At 73.8% G+C, this 18090-nt stretch carries 19 protein-coding genes; 5 read left to right on the top strand and 14 right to left on the bottom strand.

The window, feature by feature from the left end; translation table 11 throughout:
- Positions 1-31: 31 nt before the first annotated feature.
- From JQN70_RS16135 to JQN70_RS16125, 3 genes are all read right to left on the bottom strand, one after another.
- The gene (locus JQN70_RS16135) at positions 32-760 is read right to left on the bottom strand and encodes an aggregation-promoting factor C-terminal-like domain-containing protein (RefSeq protein WP_204132403.1); all 729 of its coding nucleotides are present in this window, start codon (positions 758-760) and stop codon (positions 32-34) included.
- A 158-nt stretch (positions 761-918) separates the two neighbouring features.
- Entirely contained in the window at positions 919-2256 is a 1338-nt protein-coding gene (phoH2, locus tag JQN70_RS16130) for an RNA 5'-3' helicase PhoH2 (protein ID WP_204132402.1), read from the bottom strand.
- A gap of 224 nt (positions 2257-2480) precedes the next feature.
- Entirely contained in the window at positions 2481-3245 is a 765-nt protein-coding gene (locus JQN70_RS16125) for an isoprenyl transferase (RefSeq protein WP_204132401.1), read from the bottom strand.
- A gap of 206 nt (positions 3246-3451) precedes the next feature.
- Between JQN70_RS16125 and trhA the strand changes: the two genes are divergently transcribed.
- Entirely contained in the window at positions 3452-4165 is a 714-nt protein-coding gene (gene trhA, locus JQN70_RS16120) for a PAQR family membrane homeostasis protein TrhA (protein WP_204132400.1), read from the top strand.
- Between the two features lie 11 nt (positions 4166-4176).
- Here the strand turns inward: trhA and JQN70_RS16115 are convergent, their stop codons facing one another.
- Both JQN70_RS16115 and mca read right to left on the bottom strand, forming a co-directional pair.
- Entirely contained in the window at positions 4177-4431 is a 255-nt protein-coding gene (locus JQN70_RS16115; protein WP_204132399.1) for a hypothetical protein, read from the bottom strand.
- The gene (gene mca, locus JQN70_RS16110; RefSeq protein ID WP_204132398.1) at positions 4428-5366 is read right to left on the bottom strand and encodes a mycothiol conjugate amidase Mca; all 939 of its coding nucleotides are present in this window, start codon (positions 5364-5366) and stop codon (positions 4428-4430) included. Before mca ends, JQN70_RS16115 begins: the two co-directional genes overlap by 4 nt.
- 89 nt (positions 5367-5455) lie before the next feature.
- On the opposite strand from mca, the gene JQN70_RS16105 reads away from it, so the two are divergent.
- Positions 5456-5833, top strand: a complete 378-nt coding sequence (locus JQN70_RS16105; protein ID WP_204132397.1) for a DUF4307 domain-containing protein — start codon at positions 5456-5458, stop codon at positions 5831-5833.
- 176 nt (positions 5834-6009) lie between these two features.
- Positions 6010-6498 carry a transcription elongation factor GreA gene (gene greA / locus JQN70_RS16100; RefSeq protein ID WP_204132396.1) on the top strand — a complete coding sequence of 163 codons (489 nt, stop codon included), beginning with the start codon at positions 6010-6012 and terminating at the stop codon, positions 6496-6498.
- A gap of 93 nt (positions 6499-6591) precedes the next feature.
- On the opposite strand, the gene JQN70_RS16095 is transcribed toward greA, so the two are convergent.
- From JQN70_RS16095 to JQN70_RS16065, 7 genes are all read right to left on the bottom strand, one after another.
- Entirely contained in the window at positions 6592-7443 is an 852-nt protein-coding gene (locus JQN70_RS16095; RefSeq protein WP_204132395.1) for a PhzF family phenazine biosynthesis protein, read from the bottom strand.
- Positions 7444-7477: 34 nt separating this feature from the next.
- Positions 7478-8320 carry an ABC transporter permease gene (locus tag JQN70_RS16090; RefSeq protein WP_204132394.1) on the bottom strand — a complete coding sequence of 281 codons (843 nt, stop codon included), beginning with the start codon at positions 8318-8320 and terminating at the stop codon, positions 7478-7480.
- Entirely contained in the window at positions 8317-9312 is a 996-nt protein-coding gene (locus JQN70_RS16085) for an ATP-binding cassette domain-containing protein (protein ID WP_204132393.1), read from the bottom strand. Before JQN70_RS16085 ends, JQN70_RS16090 begins: the two co-directional genes overlap by 4 nt.
- Before the next feature lie 31 nt (positions 9313-9343).
- Complete coding sequence (locus tag JQN70_RS16080) at positions 9344-10681, bottom strand: glutamate mutase L (protein ID WP_204132392.1); 1338 nt, start codon at positions 10679-10681, stop codon at positions 9344-9346.
- A 300-nt stretch (positions 10682-10981) separates the two neighbouring features.
- On the bottom strand, positions 10982-11974 hold the full coding sequence (locus JQN70_RS16075; RefSeq protein WP_204132391.1) for an intradiol ring-cleavage dioxygenase: 993 nt from the start codon (positions 11972-11974) through the stop codon (positions 10982-10984).
- A 105-nt stretch (positions 11975-12079) separates the two neighbouring features.
- Positions 12080-13258: a cystathionine gamma-synthase gene (locus tag JQN70_RS16070; RefSeq protein WP_204132390.1), complete on the bottom strand. Its 1179-nt coding sequence runs from the start codon at positions 13256-13258 to the stop codon at positions 12080-12082.
- Between the two features lie 56 nt (positions 13259-13314).
- On the bottom strand, positions 13315-14325 hold the full coding sequence (locus JQN70_RS16065) for a GNAT family N-acetyltransferase (RefSeq protein ID WP_204132389.1): 1011 nt from the start codon (positions 14323-14325) through the stop codon (positions 13315-13317).
- Between the two features lie 37 nt (positions 14326-14362).
- On the opposite strand from JQN70_RS16065, the gene msrA reads away from it, so the two are divergent.
- A complete protein-coding gene (gene msrA / locus JQN70_RS16060; protein WP_204132388.1) occupies positions 14363-15061 on the top strand; it encodes a peptide-methionine (S)-S-oxide reductase MsrA in 699 nt (232 codons plus the stop codon).
- Positions 15062-15133: 72 nt separating this feature from the next.
- Here the strand turns inward: msrA and JQN70_RS16055 are convergent, their stop codons facing one another.
- Together JQN70_RS16055 and JQN70_RS16050 are read right to left on the bottom strand one after the other, a co-directional pair.
- Positions 15134-16807 carry an MDR family MFS transporter gene (locus JQN70_RS16055; RefSeq protein ID WP_204132387.1) on the bottom strand — a complete coding sequence of 558 codons (1674 nt, stop codon included), beginning with the start codon at positions 16805-16807 and terminating at the stop codon, positions 15134-15136.
- On the bottom strand, positions 16804-17319 hold the full coding sequence (locus tag JQN70_RS16050) for a MarR family winged helix-turn-helix transcriptional regulator (RefSeq protein ID WP_204132386.1): 516 nt from the start codon (positions 17317-17319) through the stop codon (positions 16804-16806). Before JQN70_RS16050 ends, JQN70_RS16055 begins: the two co-directional genes overlap by 4 nt.
- Before the next feature lie 60 nt (positions 17320-17379).
- Between JQN70_RS16050 and JQN70_RS16045 the strand changes: the two genes are divergently transcribed.
- A complete protein-coding gene (locus tag JQN70_RS16045; RefSeq protein WP_204132385.1) occupies positions 17380-17979 on the top strand; it encodes a TetR/AcrR family transcriptional regulator in 600 nt (199 codons plus the stop codon).
- The last annotated feature ends 111 nt before the right edge of the window (positions 17980-18090 follow it).

Raw genomic sequence — 18090 nt, 5'->3', positions numbered from 1 at the left:
CGGGGGGCCGGGGCGCGGACGTCGAGGTGGCTCAGTACCAGTGCGGCGAGCGGGCCTGCCACTGCGACAGGGCGTTGCACGGCGTGCCGTACGAGCGCTTGATGTAGTCGAGGCCCCAGGTGATCTGGGTGACCGGGTTGGTGCGCCAGTCGCCGGCGACGGTGGCCATCTTGTTGCCGGGCAGCGACTGCGGGATGCCGTAGGCGCCCGAGGAGGAGTTCGAGGCCCACCAGCGCCAGTCGCTCTCGCCGATCCACAGCTGGTCGAGGCAGGGCCACTGGGCCTCGCTGAACCCGAACTCGGGCAGCAGGAGGCGGGCGACGGCCTTGGGGTCGTCCTGGGCGTTCTTGAGGACGCGGGTGCGCTCGGCGGCGCGGGCGGCGCGCTCGGCCTTCTCGCGGCGCTGCTTGGCGAGGGCGGCGGCCTTGGCCCGCTCGGCCTCGTCGGCACGGGCGGCGACGACCGCCCGCTGGCTGTTCGTGGCCGACCGGTCGGCGGCGACCCGGGCGGAGTCCTGGAGCGCGACCTCGCTCTCGAGCGTCGAGGCGGCGGCCGTGGCGTCGTCGACCGCGCCGAGGCTCAGCGGGTCGGCGTTCGCGGTGTCCTCGAAGGCCCCGCTGACCGCGACCCCGCTCGTGACGACGGCCGCGATGAGGCTCGTCGAGACCAGCGGACGCCCCACGACCGACACGGCCGTCCGCCCCAGCGACCGCTTGGGGGCGGCGTGGCGCGGGGCATGACGAGGGGTGTAGCGGGCCATGGTGGAGCGGTCGGACCTTCCGGCAGGGGTGGTTCGGGCGTGGCGCATCACGCACCGGGCGTTACGGAATCGAGACCTTAGCCTAGGGAAAAGGCGCGCCGGGTCGAAATCGACGCCTGAGCATCCACACAGACGAGCAGGTCACCGGCCGTTCGGCGTCAGACCTCGATGCCCTCCAGGAGGTCGGTGACGAGGGCCGCGATGGGGCTGCGCTCGGAGCGGGTCAGCGTCACGTGGGCGAAGAGCGGGTGCCCCTTGAGCGCCTCGACGACCGCGACGACGCCGTCGTGCCGGCCGACCCGCAGGTTGTCCCGCTGGGCGACGTCGTGGGTGAGCACGACCTTGGAGTTCTGCCCGATGCGGGAGAGCACGGTGAGGAGGACGTTGCGCTCGAGGCTCTGCGCCTCGTCGACGATGACGAACGCGTCGTGGAGGCTGCGCCCGCGGATGTGCGTGAGCGGCAGCACCTCGAGCATCCCGCGGTCGAGGACCTCCTCGACGACCTCGCGCGAGACGAGCGCCGAGAGGGTGTCGAAGACCGCCTGGCCCCAGGGGTTCATCTTCTCGGCCTCGGACCCCGGCAGGTACCCGAGCTCCTGGCCGCCGACGGCGTAGAGCGGCCGGAAGACGACGACCTTGCGCTGGGTACGCCGCTCCATGACCGCCTCGAGGCCGGCGCACAGGGCGAGCGCGGACTTGCCGGTGCCGGCGCGTCCGCCGAGGCTGACGATGCCGATGTCGGGGTCGAGGAGCAGGTCGAGGGCGATGCGCTGCTCGGCGCTGCGGCCGTGCAGGCCGAAGGCGTCGCGGTCGCCGCGCACGAGGCGCACCTGCTTGTCGGGCCCGACCCGGCCCAGGCCCGAGCCGCGCGGGGACAGGAGCTTGAGGCCGGTGTGGCACGGCATCTCGGCCGCGGCGACGTTCTCGAGGCGGCCGTACTCGTAGAGGTGGTCCATCTCCTCGACGGCGACCTCGAGCTCGGCCATGCCGGTCCAGCCGGACTCGACGGCCAGCTCGGCGCGGTACTCCTCGGCGTCGAGGCCGCAGGCCGACGCCTTGACCCGCATCGGCAGGTCCTTGCTGACGACGGTGACGAGGTGCCCCTCGTTGGCGAGGTTGCGCGCGACGGCGAGGATGCGGGTGTCGTTGTCCCCCAACCGGAAGCCGGCCGGCAGCGACATCGGGTCGGTGTGGTTGAGCTCGACGCGCAGCGTGCCGCCGGCGTCGCCGACGGGCACCGGGGCGTCGAGGCGACCGGCCTTGATGCGCAGGTCGTCGAGCATCCGCAGCGCGGTGCGGGCGAAGTACCCGAGCTCGGGGTGGTGGCGCTTGCCCTCGAGCTCGGTGACGACGACGACGGGCAGGACGACCTCGTGCTCGGCGAACCGGAGGATGGCCCTCGGGTCGCTGAGGAGGACCGAGGTGTCGAGCACGAAGGTCCGGCGCGGCTCCTTCCCCCGTCGCGTGGTGCCTGCCGATGTCGTGCTCGAGGCCATAGTCGCTCCTGGTGGTGGGGAGGTCGCGTGGGATCGACGCTACGACCGCCCCCGCCGGGGCCCGGGATTGCCCGCCCGGCGTGTCGCGCCCCCTGTGGCCGGTGTGACTGGTGGTGCGTCTGGGGCGGCAATTCACCCGTTCGTCATGGAGGGCTCACCCCTTCGGACCGGGACCCGGCCGATCCGCTGCGCCGCAGGTCAGCGCCGTGCCCCGGGCGCGGCCGTCAGGTGCCGAACCGGCGGTGCCGCTCGCCGTAGGCGCGCAGCGCCCGGAGGAAGTCGACCTTGCGGAAGTCGGGCCAGTAGGCCTCGCAGAAGTAGAACTCGCTGTGCGCGCTCTGCCAGAGGAGGAACCCCGAGAGCCGCTGCTCCCCCGAGGTGCGGATGACGAGGTCGGGGTCGGGCTGGCCCTTGGTGTACAGGTGCTCGGCGATGTGCTCGACGTCGATGAGCTCGGCGAGCTCCTCGATGCTCGTACCGCGGGTCGCGTGCTCCTGGAGCAGGCTGCGGACGGCGTCGGTGATCTCGCGCCGGCCGCCGTACCCCACGGCGACGTTGACGATCATCCCGTCGACCTCACGCGTGCGCTCGGCGGCGGCCTTGAGCCGTTCGGCCGTCGCGGCCGGCAGCAGGTCGAGGGCGCCGACCGGGTTGATCCGCCAGCGCATCGTCGCGGCGAAGGCGTCGACGGAGTCCTCGATGATGCCGAGCAGCGGCCGCAGCTCGCCCTCGGGACGGTTGAGGTTGTCGGTGGAGAGCAGCCAGAGGGTGACGACCTCGACCCCGACCTCCTCGCACCACGCGAGGACGTTGAGGATGTTGTCGGCGCCGGCCCGGTGCCCCTCCTCGGTCCCGGCCCCGCGCAGCTTCGCCCAGCGGCGGTTGCCGTCGACGAGCACCCCGACGTGGCGGGGGATGGGTCCGGACCCGAGCTGCCGGGCGAGCCGCTTGGCGTACGCCGCATAGACGACGTCGCTGAGCCGCCGCATGCCTCACGTCCTCCCGAGCGCTCCGTCCGCCGCGACCCCGGGGGTCCGGGACGACGCGGTCCACGCTACTCCGTGTCACGGTGCCGGCGACCCGGCGCCGCGGCGCGCCGCGGCACCCCCGCCGCGGGGCGCGGCGTGCTCGGGCTCACCCCGGCGGAGGCGTCGACGGGCTGTCAACCTACGGTTGCGTAGGTTACCCTCGCGACATGGACGAGCACCCGCCGACCGCCCCCGACCCGGGCCGCCTCGAAGCACTCGAGAGCAGGGTCGAGGCCGCCCTCCAGCAGGTCAAGCCGCACCTGCGCGGCTGGCTGCACGCCGGGATGACCCCCGTCGCGCTCGTCGCGGGCGTGGTCCTCGTCGTGCTCGCCTCGACGACCGAGGGCAAGGTCTCGGCGGCGGTGTTCGCCGGTACGGCCGTGCTGCTCTTCGGCACCTCGGCGGTCTACCACCGCGGCACGTGGTCGCCGCGGGTCGGGGGCGTCCTGCGCCGCCTCGACCACTCGAACATCTTCCTCATCATCGCCGGCAGCTACACGCCGTTCGCGCTGCTGCTGCCGGCCGACCAGGCCCGCACGCTGCTCGTCATCGTGTGGACCGGCGCGGTCCTCGGCGTGCTGTTCCGCGTCTTCTGGACCGGCGCCCCGCGGTGGCTCTACACCCCGGTCTACGTGATGCTCGGCTGGGTGGCCGTCTTCTACTTCGGCCCGCTGCTCCAGCACGCCGGCGGCGCGGTGATGGCCTGGGTCGTCGTCGGCGGCGTCCTCTACAGCCTCGGGGCCCTGGTCTACGGCATCAAGCGGCCGAACATCTCCCCGCGCTGGTTCGGTTTCCACGAGGTCTTCCACGCCCTCACCGTGCTCGCGTTCACCGCCCACTTCGTGGCGGCCTCGCTCGCGCTCACCGGCCCCGCGGCCTGAGCCGCGCGGGGTCAGCCCCCGCTGCCTCCGCCGCTGCCGGGACCTCCGCCGCCCGCCGGGCCGGGGTCCGCACCGGGCGCGTCGTCGACGTCGTCCGGGCCGGCCTGCGGGTCGTCCTTGCCGCGGTGGGCCCGTTGCTGGCGGTAGGACATCCGGCGCATCCGCGCGTTCATGTTCCGCATGAGGAACCAGAGCGCCAGCGCGAGGAACGCGAAGGCGAGGAAGGCGAGGAAGCCGGTCGAGACGTCGGGCGGGGAGTCGTTCACGCCGCACGCTCCGTTCGGGTGTCGTGGACGAGGGGGAGCTCGCCCGAGGTGGCGAGGGCGTCGGCGCCCTCGACGTCGGCGGGCAGGCCGGCGAAGAGGTCGTCCTCGTCGTCGGGCACCTCGACGAACGACGCGGCGAGCTCGTACTCCTCGATCGGCCAGACCCGGGCCTGCACCTCGCGCGGCACCCGGAACCACGTGCCGTCGGGGTCGACCTGGGTGGCGTGCGCGAGCAGGGCGGCGTCGCGGCGGTCGTACCAGGCCGAGCACTCGACCCGCGTGGTGACGACCCGGTCGGTGCGGTCCCAGTTCTCGAGCCACTCCGCGTACGGGCTCTCCTCGCCGAGGGCGGTGAGCGCCTCGTGGAAGGCCTCGATGCGGGCCCGGCTGAAGGTCTGGTTGTAGTAGAGCTTGAGCGGCTGCCAGGCCGTGCCTGCGTCGGGGAAGCGAGCCGGGTCGCCCGCCGCCTCGAAGGCCGCGACCGAGACGTCGTGGCACATGATGTGGTCGGGGTGGGGGTACCCGCCGTTCTCGTCGTAGGTCGTGACGACGTGCGGGCGGAACCGCCGGATCTCCCGGACGAGCGCCTCGGTGGTGACCTCGAGCGGCTCGAGCGCGAAGCAGCCCTCGGGCAGCGGCGGCAGCGGGTCACCCTCGGGCAGGCCGGAGTCGACGAAGCCGAGCCAGGTGTGCTGCACGCCGAGGATCTCCTGCGCGCGGGCCATCTCGTCGCGGCGCACCTGCGCGAGGTCGCGCAGGATGTGGATGTCGTCCTTGAGGCGGGGGTTGAGGATGTCTCCCCGTTCGCCTCCCGTGCAGGAGACGACGAGGACCTCGTGGCCGGCGTCGACGTACTTGGCCATCGTCGCCGCGCCCTTGCTCGACTCGTCGTCCGGGTGCGCGTGGACGCACATCAGCCGGAGGCGTTCGGACATGGAGGACCCTTCGGTGCGGAGGTGTCGGGCGTACCCGAGAATGAGCGGGTCCCATCCTCTCACTGTCCGAAGACCCTCCGAGGAGCACCATGCGCCTGCCCGACCTGCGGACCCCGTCCGGCCGCCGCGCCGGCGCCGCGCTGCTCGCCGTGCTCGCCGCCGTGGCCGTCGTCGCCTGGTACGGGTGGACGACGACGTCGGGCCAGGTGGTGCCGACCGTCACCGGCTACCAGGTCGAGTCCGACGCCTTGACCCGGGTCGGCTACGACCTTGCCCGGCCCGAGGGGACGGCGGTCACCTGCCGGGTCAGCGCCCTCGACGGCAGCAAGGGCCGGGTCGGCGTGGTCTCCGACGACGTCCCCGCCACGGGGCCGGCGGTCGTCCACCGCGTCGTCGAGGTGCGCACCAGCGCGCGGGCCGTCACGGGCGTCGTCGAGTCGTGCACGCGGGTGGCTCCCAGGGGCTGACCTGTGGGAACGGATGTGCTTCCCGGGGCCGGCGTTGCTAGACTGGTCGCTTCACGTTCGGGTCTGGGTCCGACGCACCGCTGAGCCACAGCGGTCGGCCCCGGGCCCGTTGCCGTAGCACCCTCGGCGCTCCCCGCGAGGGTCCGGCGCCCACGTACCGCAGGAGCTGATCACCCGTGTCCGAGACGACGACCAACCAGAGCTTCCTCACCCAGGCCGCGTACGACCGGCTCAAGGGCGAGCTCGAGGAGATGACCGGCCCCGGGCGCACCGAGATCGCCAAGAAGATCGAGGCGGCGCGCGAGGAGGGCGACCTCAAGGAGAACGGCGGCTACCACGCGGCCAAGGAGGAGCAGGGCAAGATGGAGGCCCGCATCCGCCAGCTGACCCAGCTCCTCGAGAACGCCGTCATCGGCGAGACGCCCAAGGACAACGGCATCGTCGAGCCCGGCATGATCGTCACCGTCGACATGTTCGGCGACGAGGAGGAGTTCCTCCTCGGGTCCCGCGAGATCACCGACTCCTCGATGCAGGTCTTCTCCGAGAAGTCCCCCATCGGCGCGGCCGTCAACGGCCACAAGGTCGGCGACACCGTCTCCTACGAGGCGCCGAACGGCAAGCAGATCGAGGTCAAGATCCTCAAGGCCACGCCCTACACCGGCTGACCCCTCCCGGCGCCGGGCCGACCCGGCCCACCCAGTGCCCAGAACCCACCCGAGGGACCTTCGCGGAGGCCCGTCGAGGTGGGTTCTGCGCACTCAGTGGATGGATGCGGGGCGCTCGCCGGCGACGAGGGTGTGCGTCGCGCCGCCGACCCAGGTGACACCGTCCTCGACCGCGACGTGCACCCGGCCCTCGCGGCCGATGACCGTGCCCTGCGCGGCCACGTACCGCTCCGGCAGGTGGCCGGCGGGGACCAGCCACTGGGCGAGGCCGGCGTTGAGGCTGCCGGTGACGGGGTCCTCGCCGAAGTCCCGGTCGTCGGAGTAGAAGGCGCGCACCTCGAGCGCGACGCCGTCGTCGCGCTCGCCGTCCGTGTACCGGCCGGCGAGGCCCACCTTCATCCCCGAGGCCCGGACCCGGTCGGGGTCGGCGGCCAGCACCGCCTCGGGGGACCGCAGCAGCAGGCCGAGCCATCCGGGTCCGTTGTCGACCCACGCCGCCTCGAGGACGTCGGCCGGGTCGAGGCGCAGGGCCGCGACGACCCGCTCGAGCTCGGCCGGGTCGACCGGCCCCGAGCGGCGCAGCGGGGGCGCGGCGAACCGCAGCCGCCCGTCGTCGCGGCGCACCTCGACGAGCCCGGCACCGCACTCCTGGACGACCACCCCGTCGCGCTGCGGCGCGCCCCCGGCCTCGAGCCACGCGTGCGCGCTGCCGAGGGTCGGGTGGCCGGCGAACGGCAGCTCGCCGCCGATGGTCCAGATGCGCACCCGGTAGTCGGCGCCGGGGTCGGTGGGGGCGAGGAGGAAGGTGGTCTCCGAGAGGTTGGTCCACCGCGCGACGGCGAGCATCTCCTCGTCGGTGAGGTCGTCGGCGTCGTGGAGGACGGCGAGGGCGTTGCCCCGGAACGGGCGGTCGGAGAAGACGTCGACGAGGCGCACGGCGGTCATGGCGCCATCGAAGCACGCCGGGGCGGGGGCGCGGTCAGTCGTTGGTGCGCGCCACGAAGGCCCGGACGGCGAGCGGCGCCAGCACGGCGGAGAGCCCGACCGCCCAGATGACCGTCGTGAGGACCGGGTGCTGCAGCGGCAGGGCGGCGCCCTCACGCAGCGGGATGCCGTCGTTGCCCCACAGCTCACGCAGCGCCTGGACGAGCGCGCTGATCGGGTTCCACTCGGCGAGGAAGCGCAGCCAGTCGGGCATGACGTCGGTGCGGGCGAAGGCGTTGGAGAGGAAGGTGATGGGGAAGACGGTCGTGAACATGACGCCCTGCACGGCCTCGACCGACCGCAGCGCCGAGCCGAAGAGGATGCCGACCCAGATCATCGCGAACCCGAAGAGGACGAGCAGCCCGTAGCCGGCGAGCCCGCGCAGCACACCCTCGTGGATGCCCCAGCCGACGAAGAGGCCGGTGACCGACATGACGACGATGCCGATCATCGAGTGGATGATGCTCGACACGCTGCGGGCGACGACCACCGACGAGCGCCCGATGGGCAGGGACCGGAACCGGTCGACGATGCCCTTGCCGAGGTCGGTGTTGAGGCCGATGGCGACGATGAACGCGCTGAAGGTCATCGTCTGGGCCATGATCCCCGGCAGCAGCCACTCCTTGTAGTCGACACCGGGGATGGCGATCGAGCCGCCGAAGACGAACGCGAAGAGCAGGACGAACATCACCGGCTGGATGGTGACGTCGGTGAGCATCTCGGGCTGGCGCTTGATGTGGGTGAGGTTGCGCCGCACCAGGGCCCAGACCTGCCGGGCCGGGTTGGGGCGGCCGGCGGTGGTGTGGACGGCGTGGAAGTGCTCCTGCGCGGTGGTCATCGGACGGCCTCCTCGGCCTCGGCGGGAACGGCGGCGGGGGCGTCGGCGGTCTCCTCGGCCCGGTGGCCGGTGAGGTGGAGGAAGACGTCGTCGAGGCTGGGCCGCTGGAGGCCGATGTCGTCGAGCTCGATGCCGGCCTCGTCGAGCCGGGCCGCGATGCGGGTGAGCGCGGCGACGCCCTCGGCGGGGGCGGTGATGCGCCGGGCGTCGGGGTCGACGTGCAGCTCGCCGACCTCGCTGCGGACGATCTCCTCGGCGGCGCGGACCTCGTCACCGCGGCTGACGGCGACGACGAGGCTGGCGCGTCCCGAGCGGTCCTTGAGCTCGAGGGGCGTGCCGTCGGCGATGACCCGGCCGTGGTCGACGACGACGATGCGGTCGGCGAGCTGGTCGGCCTCGTCGAGGTACTGCGTCGTGAGGAAGAGCGTCGTGCCGTCGCGGACGAGGTCGCGCAGGACGCCCCACAGCTCGACGCGGCTGCGCGGGTCGAGGCCGGTGGTGGGCTCGTCGAGGAAGAGGACCGGTGGGGTGGCGACGAGGCTCGCGGCGAGGTCGAGGCGCCGGCGCATCCCGCCGGAGTACTCCTTGACCACCTTGTCGCCGGCCTCGTCGAGGGAGAACCGCTCGAGGAGCTCGTCGGCGACACGGCGGACGGTGGGGCGGTCGAGGCCGTAGAGGTCGCCGACGAGCCGGAGGTTCTCGCGGCCGGTGAGCAGCTCGTCGACGGTGGCCGACTGCGCGGTGAGCCCCATCCGCTGACGGACGGCGTCGGCGTCGCGGACGACGTCGAGCCCGGCGACCCGGCCGGTGCCGCTCGTGGGGCGCGAGAGGGTGGTCATCATCCGCACCGTCGTGGTCTTGCCGGCGCCGTTGGGCCCGAGCATCGAGAAGACGGTGCCCTCCGGGACCGAGAAGCTCACGCCGTCGACGGCCGTGAAGTCGCCGAAGCGCTTGACGAGGTCGACGGCCTCGATGGCGGGTGCTCCACTCATACCTGCACGCTAGACCGGACCGCCGACAGGGTCACCCGGTTTCCCCGGCCCCCAGGGAGGCGGCCAGGGCGCGGGCGCGGGCCGGGTCGGTGTCGGCGAGCAGGCCGACGGCGAAGAGCACGTAGTCGCGGTCGACGACGGCGGTGGCCCGGTCGGGCACCCGCCAGCCGCCGGCGTGGTCGGTGAGGGCGGGGGCGAGGACCCGGGCGGCGGCGTCGGGGGCCGCGTGGCGCAGCACGCCGCCGGAACCGACGACGAGGCCCACGTCGGCCAGCGGCCGGGGCCGCTCCCCCGGTGCCGGACGGCCGTGGCGGCGCAGGGCCACCGTCACGGCGGCGCCGGCGAGGGCCTCCTCGGCGGCCCAGTCGCCGGGGCTCGTGGCGACGAACCCGGCGTCGGCGACGACGCGGGCGGCGTGGGCGGGCAGCGTCGGTGGGAGGGCGAGCCGCTCCCGGTGTGCGGCCTCGAGCACGCCCTCGGCGTTCCAGCGCATCCCGAGGTCGGCCTCGACGGTCCGGGCGTGCCAGACGGTGCCGACGACCTCGCGGTGGATGGTCGCGTCCTCGCCCTGGGGCGTGATGACCGAGTACACGTCGGTCGTGGCTCCCCCGACGTCGACGACGAGGACGTCCTCGCCCCGGGTTTCGGCGAGCACCTCGACGCCGCGCAGCACGGCGTCCGGCGTCGCGGCCCGGACGAGCTCGGTGAACCCCCGGCCCCGCGACAGGCCCTTGCCCCCGATGACGTGGGTGAGGAACACCTCGCGGATGGCGGCGCGGGCCGCCTCGGGGGCGACCTCGCCGATCCGGGGCAGGACGTTGGCGGTGACGACGTGGCGGCGGGCGGTGGCGGCGAGCTCGGCGGCCACCTCGTCGGCGGCGTCGGCGTTGCCGGCGACGACGACCGGCGGGGTGAGGCGGGCGCGGGCCAGCCGACGGGCGTTGTGCCGGAGGACGTCGGCGTTGCCGCCGTCGGTGCCGCCGACGAGGAGGACGAGGTCGGGGCGGGCGGCGCGCAGGGCTCGGACGTCCGGGCCGGTCATCGGGCCGGAGGTCACGTGGACGACCCGGGCGCCGGCCGAGAGCCCGACCCGGAAGCCGGCCTCGGCCGTCACCTCCCGCTCGTAGCCGACGACGGCGAGGCGCAGCCCGCCGCCGGCGCTGGAGCAGAGGAGGGTGGCCTGCGGTGCGTCCGGCGCGGAGGCTGGGGCGGTGGCGCGCAGCTCGTCCCGCACGGCGTCGACGCCGTCCATGACGTCGGTGCCGACCGTGGTGGGGTGCGAGGCCTTGCCGAGGACGGCGCCGTCGTCGCCGACGAGCAGCGCCTTGGTGAACGTCGAGCCGACGTCGACGCACAGGACCGCACCCACGGGGCCCGACCCTAGTGGTCGGTGCGGGCCGGCCGGCGCCGGCGGGTGCCGACCCGCTGAGGCGAGGGGGCCGGCGGAGAGGCTGGTATGGGCTCCAGCACTCCTTGCCGGTCGCAAGCGATCCCTTGCACCTAACAAGCGATCCCGTGCGACGAGCAAGCGATCCCGTGCGCCTGGCAAGCGATCCCTTGCGGGGAGCAAGGAGTCCGCGACGACACAGGTGCCTCCTCACCGCCCGGGCGACGGCCGGGCCTGCCGTGGGTCCAGGATGCGCACCCGGCGACGAACCGAGCCCCGCCGTCAGCTCGCGGGGGCGGACGGCGGCGTCCCGCCCGCGCCACCCGGGCCACCCGCGCCACCCATCGACCCACCCGTGGGCGCGGTCGTCGTGTCCACGGGCGCCGTGAGGGCCACGGCGTACCCCGCCGACACGCTGCCCGACACGGTCCCGAGCTGGTGCACCCCGCCGTCGTCGCCGAAGACGTTGTCCGTCGTCAGCGACAGCTGCGACAGGTTCGACACCGACTGCTCGTACCCGCTCGTCGCGTAGACGACGTCGCAGGTGGCCTTGGGCAGCGCCACCTGCGACGTGGCGATGGCGTTGGTCGAGTCGGTGATGCTCGCCTCGTCCGGGTAGACCTCGAAGTGGATGTGCGGCCAGCGGCCCGAGTAGCACGCCGGGAAGATGCTCGTGAAGGTCACAGCGCCGGCGTCGTCGGTCACCTGGACGCCGCGCAGGTAGTTCTCGTCCTTCACCGCGTCGGAGTACATCGAGTAGTTGCCGTCGCGGTCGCAGTGCCAGACGTAGACCGCCGCCCCGACCATCGGGCCCCCGCCACCGGCGATGTCGAGCACCGTGAGCGTCAGGGTCATCGGCACGCCCTCGGCCGTCGTCGTCGAGCTGCCGAAGCTGCTGCGGATGTCATCGCGCACGACCCCGCTCTGCTCGAGGACGTCGGCGCCGTTCGAGCCGTCGCCCGGGTACGGGCCGGCCGTCTCGTCCGGGATCTCGGTGAGGGTGCCGGACGCGGTGGCGCTCGCCGACGCGCTCGCCGTGCTCGAGGCGCTCGAGGAGGCCGTCGCGCTCGACCCGCTGCCGGACGACCCGGTGCCGCACGCGGCGAGCGCCCCGCCGGCGACGCCGAGGCCGAGCACCTGGAGCGCGCGGCGTCGGTCGAAGAGGGTGCCGAGGTCGAAGGCGAGGCCCTGGTCGACGACCTCCTCCCCGGGCCGGGGCAGGCTACGCCCCTCGTAGGTCGGGTGGGTGGGGCGGGTGGGCTCGGTGCGGGTCATCGGGGTACCTCCGGGGCGGTGTCGTCCCGACGACCGTAGGAACCGGGACGAGGTGCGCCGTGTGGGTCCGCTGTGCGCCTCCTGTGACCGCCAGCCCCTCCGGACTCAGGTCAGGCGGTCGAGCGCCTGGCGCAGGTCGGCGACGAGGTCCTCGACGTCCTCGATGCCGACCGAGAGCCGGATGAGGTCGGCCGGCACCTCGAGCTCGGTGCCGGCGACCGAGGCGTGGGTCATCCGGCCCGGGTGCTCGATGAGCGACTCCACACCGCCGAGCGACTCCCCGAGCGTCCACAGCGAGGTCTCGCCGCAGACCTTGGCCGCGACGTCCTCGCCGCCCTTGACGCGGAAGGCGACCATGCCGCCGAAGCGCTTCATCTGGCGCGCGGCGACGTCGTGGTTCGGGTGGTCGGGCAGCCCCGGGTAGTGCACGGACGTGACCCCCGGGTGCGACTGGAGGAAGTCGACGACCGCCTCGGCGTTGTCGCAGTGGCGCTCCATCCGCACCGCGAGCGTCTTGAGGCCCCTCAGCACGAGCCAGGCGTCGAACGGACCGGCGACGGCGCCCATCGAGTTCTGGTGGAAGGCAACGCGTTCCGCGACCGATTCGCCATCGTGCGTCTGCGCCCCGGGCGCGACGACGACTGCTCCCCCGACGACGTCGCTGTGCCCGCCGGCGTACTTCGTCGTCGAGTGCACGACGACGTCGGCGCCGAGCGCGATCGGGTTCTGGAGGTACGGCGAGGCGAAGGTGTTGTCGACGACGAGCAGCGCGCCGGCCGCGTGGGCGACCTCGGCGATGGCCGCGACGTCGGCGATGCCGAGCAGCGGGTTGGTCGGCGTCTCGACCCACACCATGCGGGTCTCCGGACGCATCGCCGCCAGCACGGACTCGACGTCGGCGACCTTGGCGATCGAGTGCTCGACGCCCCACGCCCGCACCACCCGGTTGAACAGCCGGTAGGTCCCGCCGTAGGCATCCGACGGGACGACGACGTGGTCGCCCGGCGAGAGCAGCGCCCGCAGCACGGTGTCCTCGCCGGCGAGGCCGCTGGCGAACGCGAACCCGCGCTCACCGCCCTCGAGCGCCGCGATGCACTCCTCGAGCGCGGCGCGGGTCGGGTTCGCCGAGCGCGAGTACTCGTAGCCACCGCGCAGGCCGCCGACACCGTCCTGCTTGTAGGTGCTCACCTGGTGGATGGGCGGGACGACGGCTCCGGTCGTGGGGTCCGGCTCCTGCCCGGCGTGGATGGCGCGGGACGAGAAGCCGAGGTGCTCGAGAGTCATCCTCCGAGCGTAGGGCCCGCACCATCGGTCGGCGCCGCCCGGGGGCCGGACCCACGTCAGGCCAGTCGCTTCTGCCAGGCCCGCAGCCGGCCGCTCGGCCGGAAGCCCAGGAGGCGGTTGACGGCCAGCATGTGCGCGTTCTCCTCGGCGTTCCAGGTGCGGACGACCGACACCTCGGGCAGCGCCCGGGCGAGCGCCTGCAGGTTGGCGAGCTTGAGCGCGAGCCCGAGCCCGTGGCCGCGGTGCTCACGGATGACGAGGGTGTCGTGCTGGAAGGCGAGGTGCGGCGTACCCACGGGGCACTGGATGCTCGTGTAGCCGACGAGCCGACCGGTGCCGAGGTCGCGCACGAAGGTCGACACGACCCGGCGCCCCATCGCCCGCGTCCGCTCGTCCTCGCCCCGGACGCGCCCCTCGTCCCACTCCTCCTCGGCGAGCTCGAGGTCCCCGAGCGGGACGTCGGTCGACATCCGGCGGGCGAGGAACGCGCGGTCGGCGAGGTCGGCCTCGGGCATCACGTCGACGTGGGTCTCCAGGCGGTAGCCGTCGGCCACGACCGGCACGGACACCGTCCTCTCACCCATCACGAGGTCGGAGCGCAGGACGGTCTGCGCGGCCTCGAAGCCGTGCCGCTCGACCCACCCGGCGAACGGGTCCTCGTCGGTGTCGGCACCCCACTGCGTCTCGGCGTGCAGCGTCGCGCGACCCAGCCCGCGCGCCTCGCCCTCGACCCAGCGCAGCAGCTCGTCCCCGACGCCGCGCCGTCGGTGCGCCGGCAGGACCGCGACGAACACCTGCGCGGTGGCCTCGTTGTCGAGCAGCGGGGCGATGATGCCGCCCGCTCCGACGGGCTCGTCGCCGTCGACCGCGAGCACCTGGCGGCGGCGCTTGGACGCGGACCCCTCGAGCCCGCGCAGCTCCTCGGCGCTCCAGGCGTCGTGGTCCTCGCCCTGCTCGTCGCGGGCCACCTCCTCGAGCAGGCGGGCCCAGGTGTCGAAGCGGGCACGGGCGGTGGGGTCGGTGTCGAGTCCTGACACCGGGACGAGGGCGAGGTCGGGCGGGGTCACGAGGAACACCGTGCCATCCCCTGCCGTTGGACCCGACATGCTGTTCGGTTCCCGTGCCAAGACCACCCTCCCGACCCGCGAGGAGGCCCTGCCGGGCCGCGACCACCGGGTCTTCCCCGTGCCGGTCACCCACGAGGTCCTCGGCACCCCGCTCGAGGGCCCGTGGCCCGACGGCACCGAGGTCCTCTACGTGGCGATGGGCTGCTTCTGGGGTGTCGAGCGCATCTTCTGGAAGCTCCCCGGCGTCGTCACGACGGCCGCGGGCTACATGGGCGGCTTCACCCCGAACCCGACCTACGAGGAGACGTGCACCGGTCGCACCGGCCACGCCGAGGCGGTGCTCGTCGCCTACGACCCCGCCGTCACCTCCCCCGAGCTGCTGCTCAAGGCGTTCTGGGAGAACCACGACCCGACGCAGGGCAACCGGCAGTACAACGACGTCGGCACCGCCTACCGGTCGGCGATCTTCACGACGACGCCCGGCCAGGCGGCCGCCGCCGAGGCCACCCGGGACGCCTTCCAGGGCGTCCTCACCCAGGCCGGGCGCGGCACCATCACGACGACGATCGCGAGCGCCGAGCAGGCCGGGCCGTTCTGGTACGCGGAGGACTACCACCAGCAGTACCTCCACAAGAACCCCGGCGGCTACTGCAACCACGGCCCGAACGGGCTCACCTGCCCGGTCGGCGTGGCGAACCTGCCCGCGCAGACCGACATCGCGCCCCCGCAGGGCTGACCCCCCGCCGCCACGACACGAGGCCCCCCGCTCCACGGAGCGGGGGGCCTCGTCCGGCGTGGCGCGAGGGGGTCAGCGCACGCCGGCCGGCTCCGACGCCCTGTTCGTCGGAGCAGTCTGGGCAGGCACCGGCTCCTCGGCCGGTGCGCTCTGGGACATCGTGTCGAGCAGCTCGTGGCCGGCCTCCTCGGCCGCCCCGGCGGTGCCCTCCGCGTGCGTCGAGTCACGCAGCGGGAGCGCCTTGATGGCGAGCGTCGCGACGAGGACGAGCGCGACGACCGGCAGGCCGATGACGAACACCTCGTGCAGCTGGTCGGCCAGCCCCTGCCGGACGGCGTCGACGACGGCCGGCGGCAGGCCCTGGAGCGCGGCGGGGTCGAGCACCGAGCCGGCGCTCGCGGCGCCCTCGGGCATCGCGGCGGCCGCGCCCGCGGGCAGGTGCGAGGCGATGGCCGCCCCGAGGCCGCTCGTCATGACGGTGCCGAAGATCGCGATGCCGACGGTCGAGCCGACGTTGCGGAAGAACTGGCTCGAGGCGGTCGCGACCCCGAGGTCGCGCTTCTCGGCGGCGTTCTGCACCACGAGCGTGTACTGCTGCATCGCCATGCCGATGCCGACGCCGAGGACGACCATCGCGACGGTCAGCTGCGCCTGCGAGGACTGCCACGTGAGCCGGGTGAGCAGCCAGAGGCCGGCGCCCATGACGACGACGCCGACGGCCATGAACGGCTTGTAGACGCCGGTGCGGGTGATGACCAGCCCGGTGAGGATGCCCGTCGCGATGAAGCCGACCATGAGCGGCGCGAGGATGAGGCCGGAGTTCGTCGCGTCGACGCCGAGGACGCCCTGTGCGTACACCGGGATGTAGATGATCGCGCCGAACATCACCATCGCCAGACCGAACGCGGCGAGGTTCGCGGCGGTGAAGACGCGGGACCGGAAGAGCCGCAACGGGATGACCGGCTCCTCGGCCCTGCGCTCGACGAGGACGAAGGCGACGAGCCCGACGACCCCGAGCACGTAGAGGCCGATGATGACGGCCGAGCCCCACGCGTAGGTCGTGCCGCCCCAGGAGGTGGCGAGGAGGATCGCGACGAGCGAGACCGACAGCGTGCCGATCCCCCACGTGTCGACCTTCGCCTCGCGGCGCTCGTGCGGCAGGTGGAGGAAGCGGGTGATGACGACCGTGGCCACGACACCGACGGGGATGCCGGCGAAGAACAGCCAGCGCCAGCCCCAGTGGTCGGTGATGAAGCCGCCGGCGAGCGGGCCGGCGACCGAGGTGACGCCGAAGACGGCGCCCATGAGGCCCTGGTACTTCCCGCGCTGACGCGGCGGGATGATGTCACCGATGATGGTCTGCGACAACGGCATCACCGTGCCCATGCCGAGGCCCTGGATGGCGCGTGCGGCGACGAGCACCCAGAAGGACTGCGCGAGACCGGCGGTCAGCGAGCCGACCATGAAGACGACGAGCCCGGCGAGGTAGAAGCCGCGGCGGCCGTAGAGGTCGGACAGCTTGCCGACGATCGGGACGGTGATGGCCGAGACGAGCATCGCGGCGGTGGCGACCCAGCTGTAGTGGTCCATCCCGCCGAGCTCGGAGACGATGCGCGGCATCGCCGGGCCGACGATGGTCTGGCTGATCGAGGCGACGAGCATGCCGAGCATCAGCCCGACGAAGACGCGCGAGGCCTCGGGGCTCAGCTTGTACGGCGCGGGGGCCGTGGTGGTCGCGGAGGTCATGCAGGAGTCCTTTCCCGGACGGTGGTGCCGGAGACGGTGACGGGGCCCGCGACGCTGCGGACGGTGGGGTCGTGGTGGTCGTGCGCGGTCGCGACCTCGGTGAGCGAGGCCTGCAGCCGGCCGAGGAGGTCGGCGAGGGTCGCGCGGTCGGCGGCCGACCAGTCGTGGAGGGCGATGCCGACGAGCTCCTCGCGGCGCCGCCGCTCGGCGGTGAGCACCTCCCGGCCGGTCGGCGTCAGGTCGACGAGCTGGGCGCGACGGTCCTCGGGGTCCGGCGTGCGGGCGAGGAACCCGCGCTCGACGAGCGCGCTGACCCGCCGGCTCGTCGTCGACTGGTCGAGCCCGACGGCGTCGGCGAGGTCGCAGGCGCGACCCGGACCCCGCTTCGCGGTGAGGGCGAGCAGCGTGTACTCGGGGCGGGACACCGGGCCGTCGACGACGTGGGCCCGGGCGAGGAGGCCGAACATCGCCGACAGGTGCTCGGTGACGAGCGGGTCGGCGGTTGGTTGCATGACGCAAGCATATATCTTTTTGCACCGACTGCAAAATCCATCCGGGTTCATACTGGGGCGATGACGACCGGCCCCGGGCCCGGCCCCGGGCTCCGGGACCGCAAGAAGGAGGAGACGCGGCTGCGGCTGCACACCGTCGCCCTGCGCCTCGCCGTCGAGCGCGGCGTCGGCGCGGTCACCGTCGACGAGATCGCCGCGGCCGCCGAGGTCTCCCCCCGCACCTTCTTCAACTACTTCGCGACGAAGGAGGACGCGCTCGTCAACACCGACGCCGGGCGCGCCGACGCCGTCCGCACCGCGGTCCTCGCGCGGCCGGCCAGCGAGACACCCGCCGAGGCGCTGCGCGCGGTGCTCACCGAGCACGTCCGGCGGCTCGAGGCCGACCGCGAGCTGTGGCGGATGCGCAGCGAGCTGGCCGCCCGCTCCCCCGAGCTCGCCGCCAAGGCCGCCGGGGCGGGCGAGCGCTTCGAGACCGCCCTCGTCGAGGCCGCCTACGCGCGCACCGGCACCGACCCGGCCGTCGACCTCGCGCCGGGGCTCACCGCCCGCGTCGCGATGGCCGCCGTGCGGGCGGCGTACCAGCAGCACCGCCTCGCCGGCCAGGAGGGCGCGCTCGCCGACCGGCTCGCCACCGCCTTCGACGCCGCCGGCCTGCGCTGAGGCCTGCTCGCCTGGGCGACCCCGGCCACTGACCCCTCCCGGGGGGGGGGGGGGGGGGGGGGCCCGCGCCCCCCCCCCCCGCCCCGGCCGGGGGGGGGGGGGGGGGCCCGG

Origin of the sequence: Phycicoccus sonneratiae (genome assembly GCF_016887965.1) — a bacterium.
Taxonomy (GTDB): domain Bacteria; phylum Actinomycetota; class Actinomycetes; order Actinomycetales; family Dermatophilaceae; genus Phycicoccus; species Phycicoccus sonneratiae.
The sequence above is the reverse complement of the archived record's forward strand: the minus strand, read 5'-3'. Positions and strand labels throughout refer to the sequence as shown.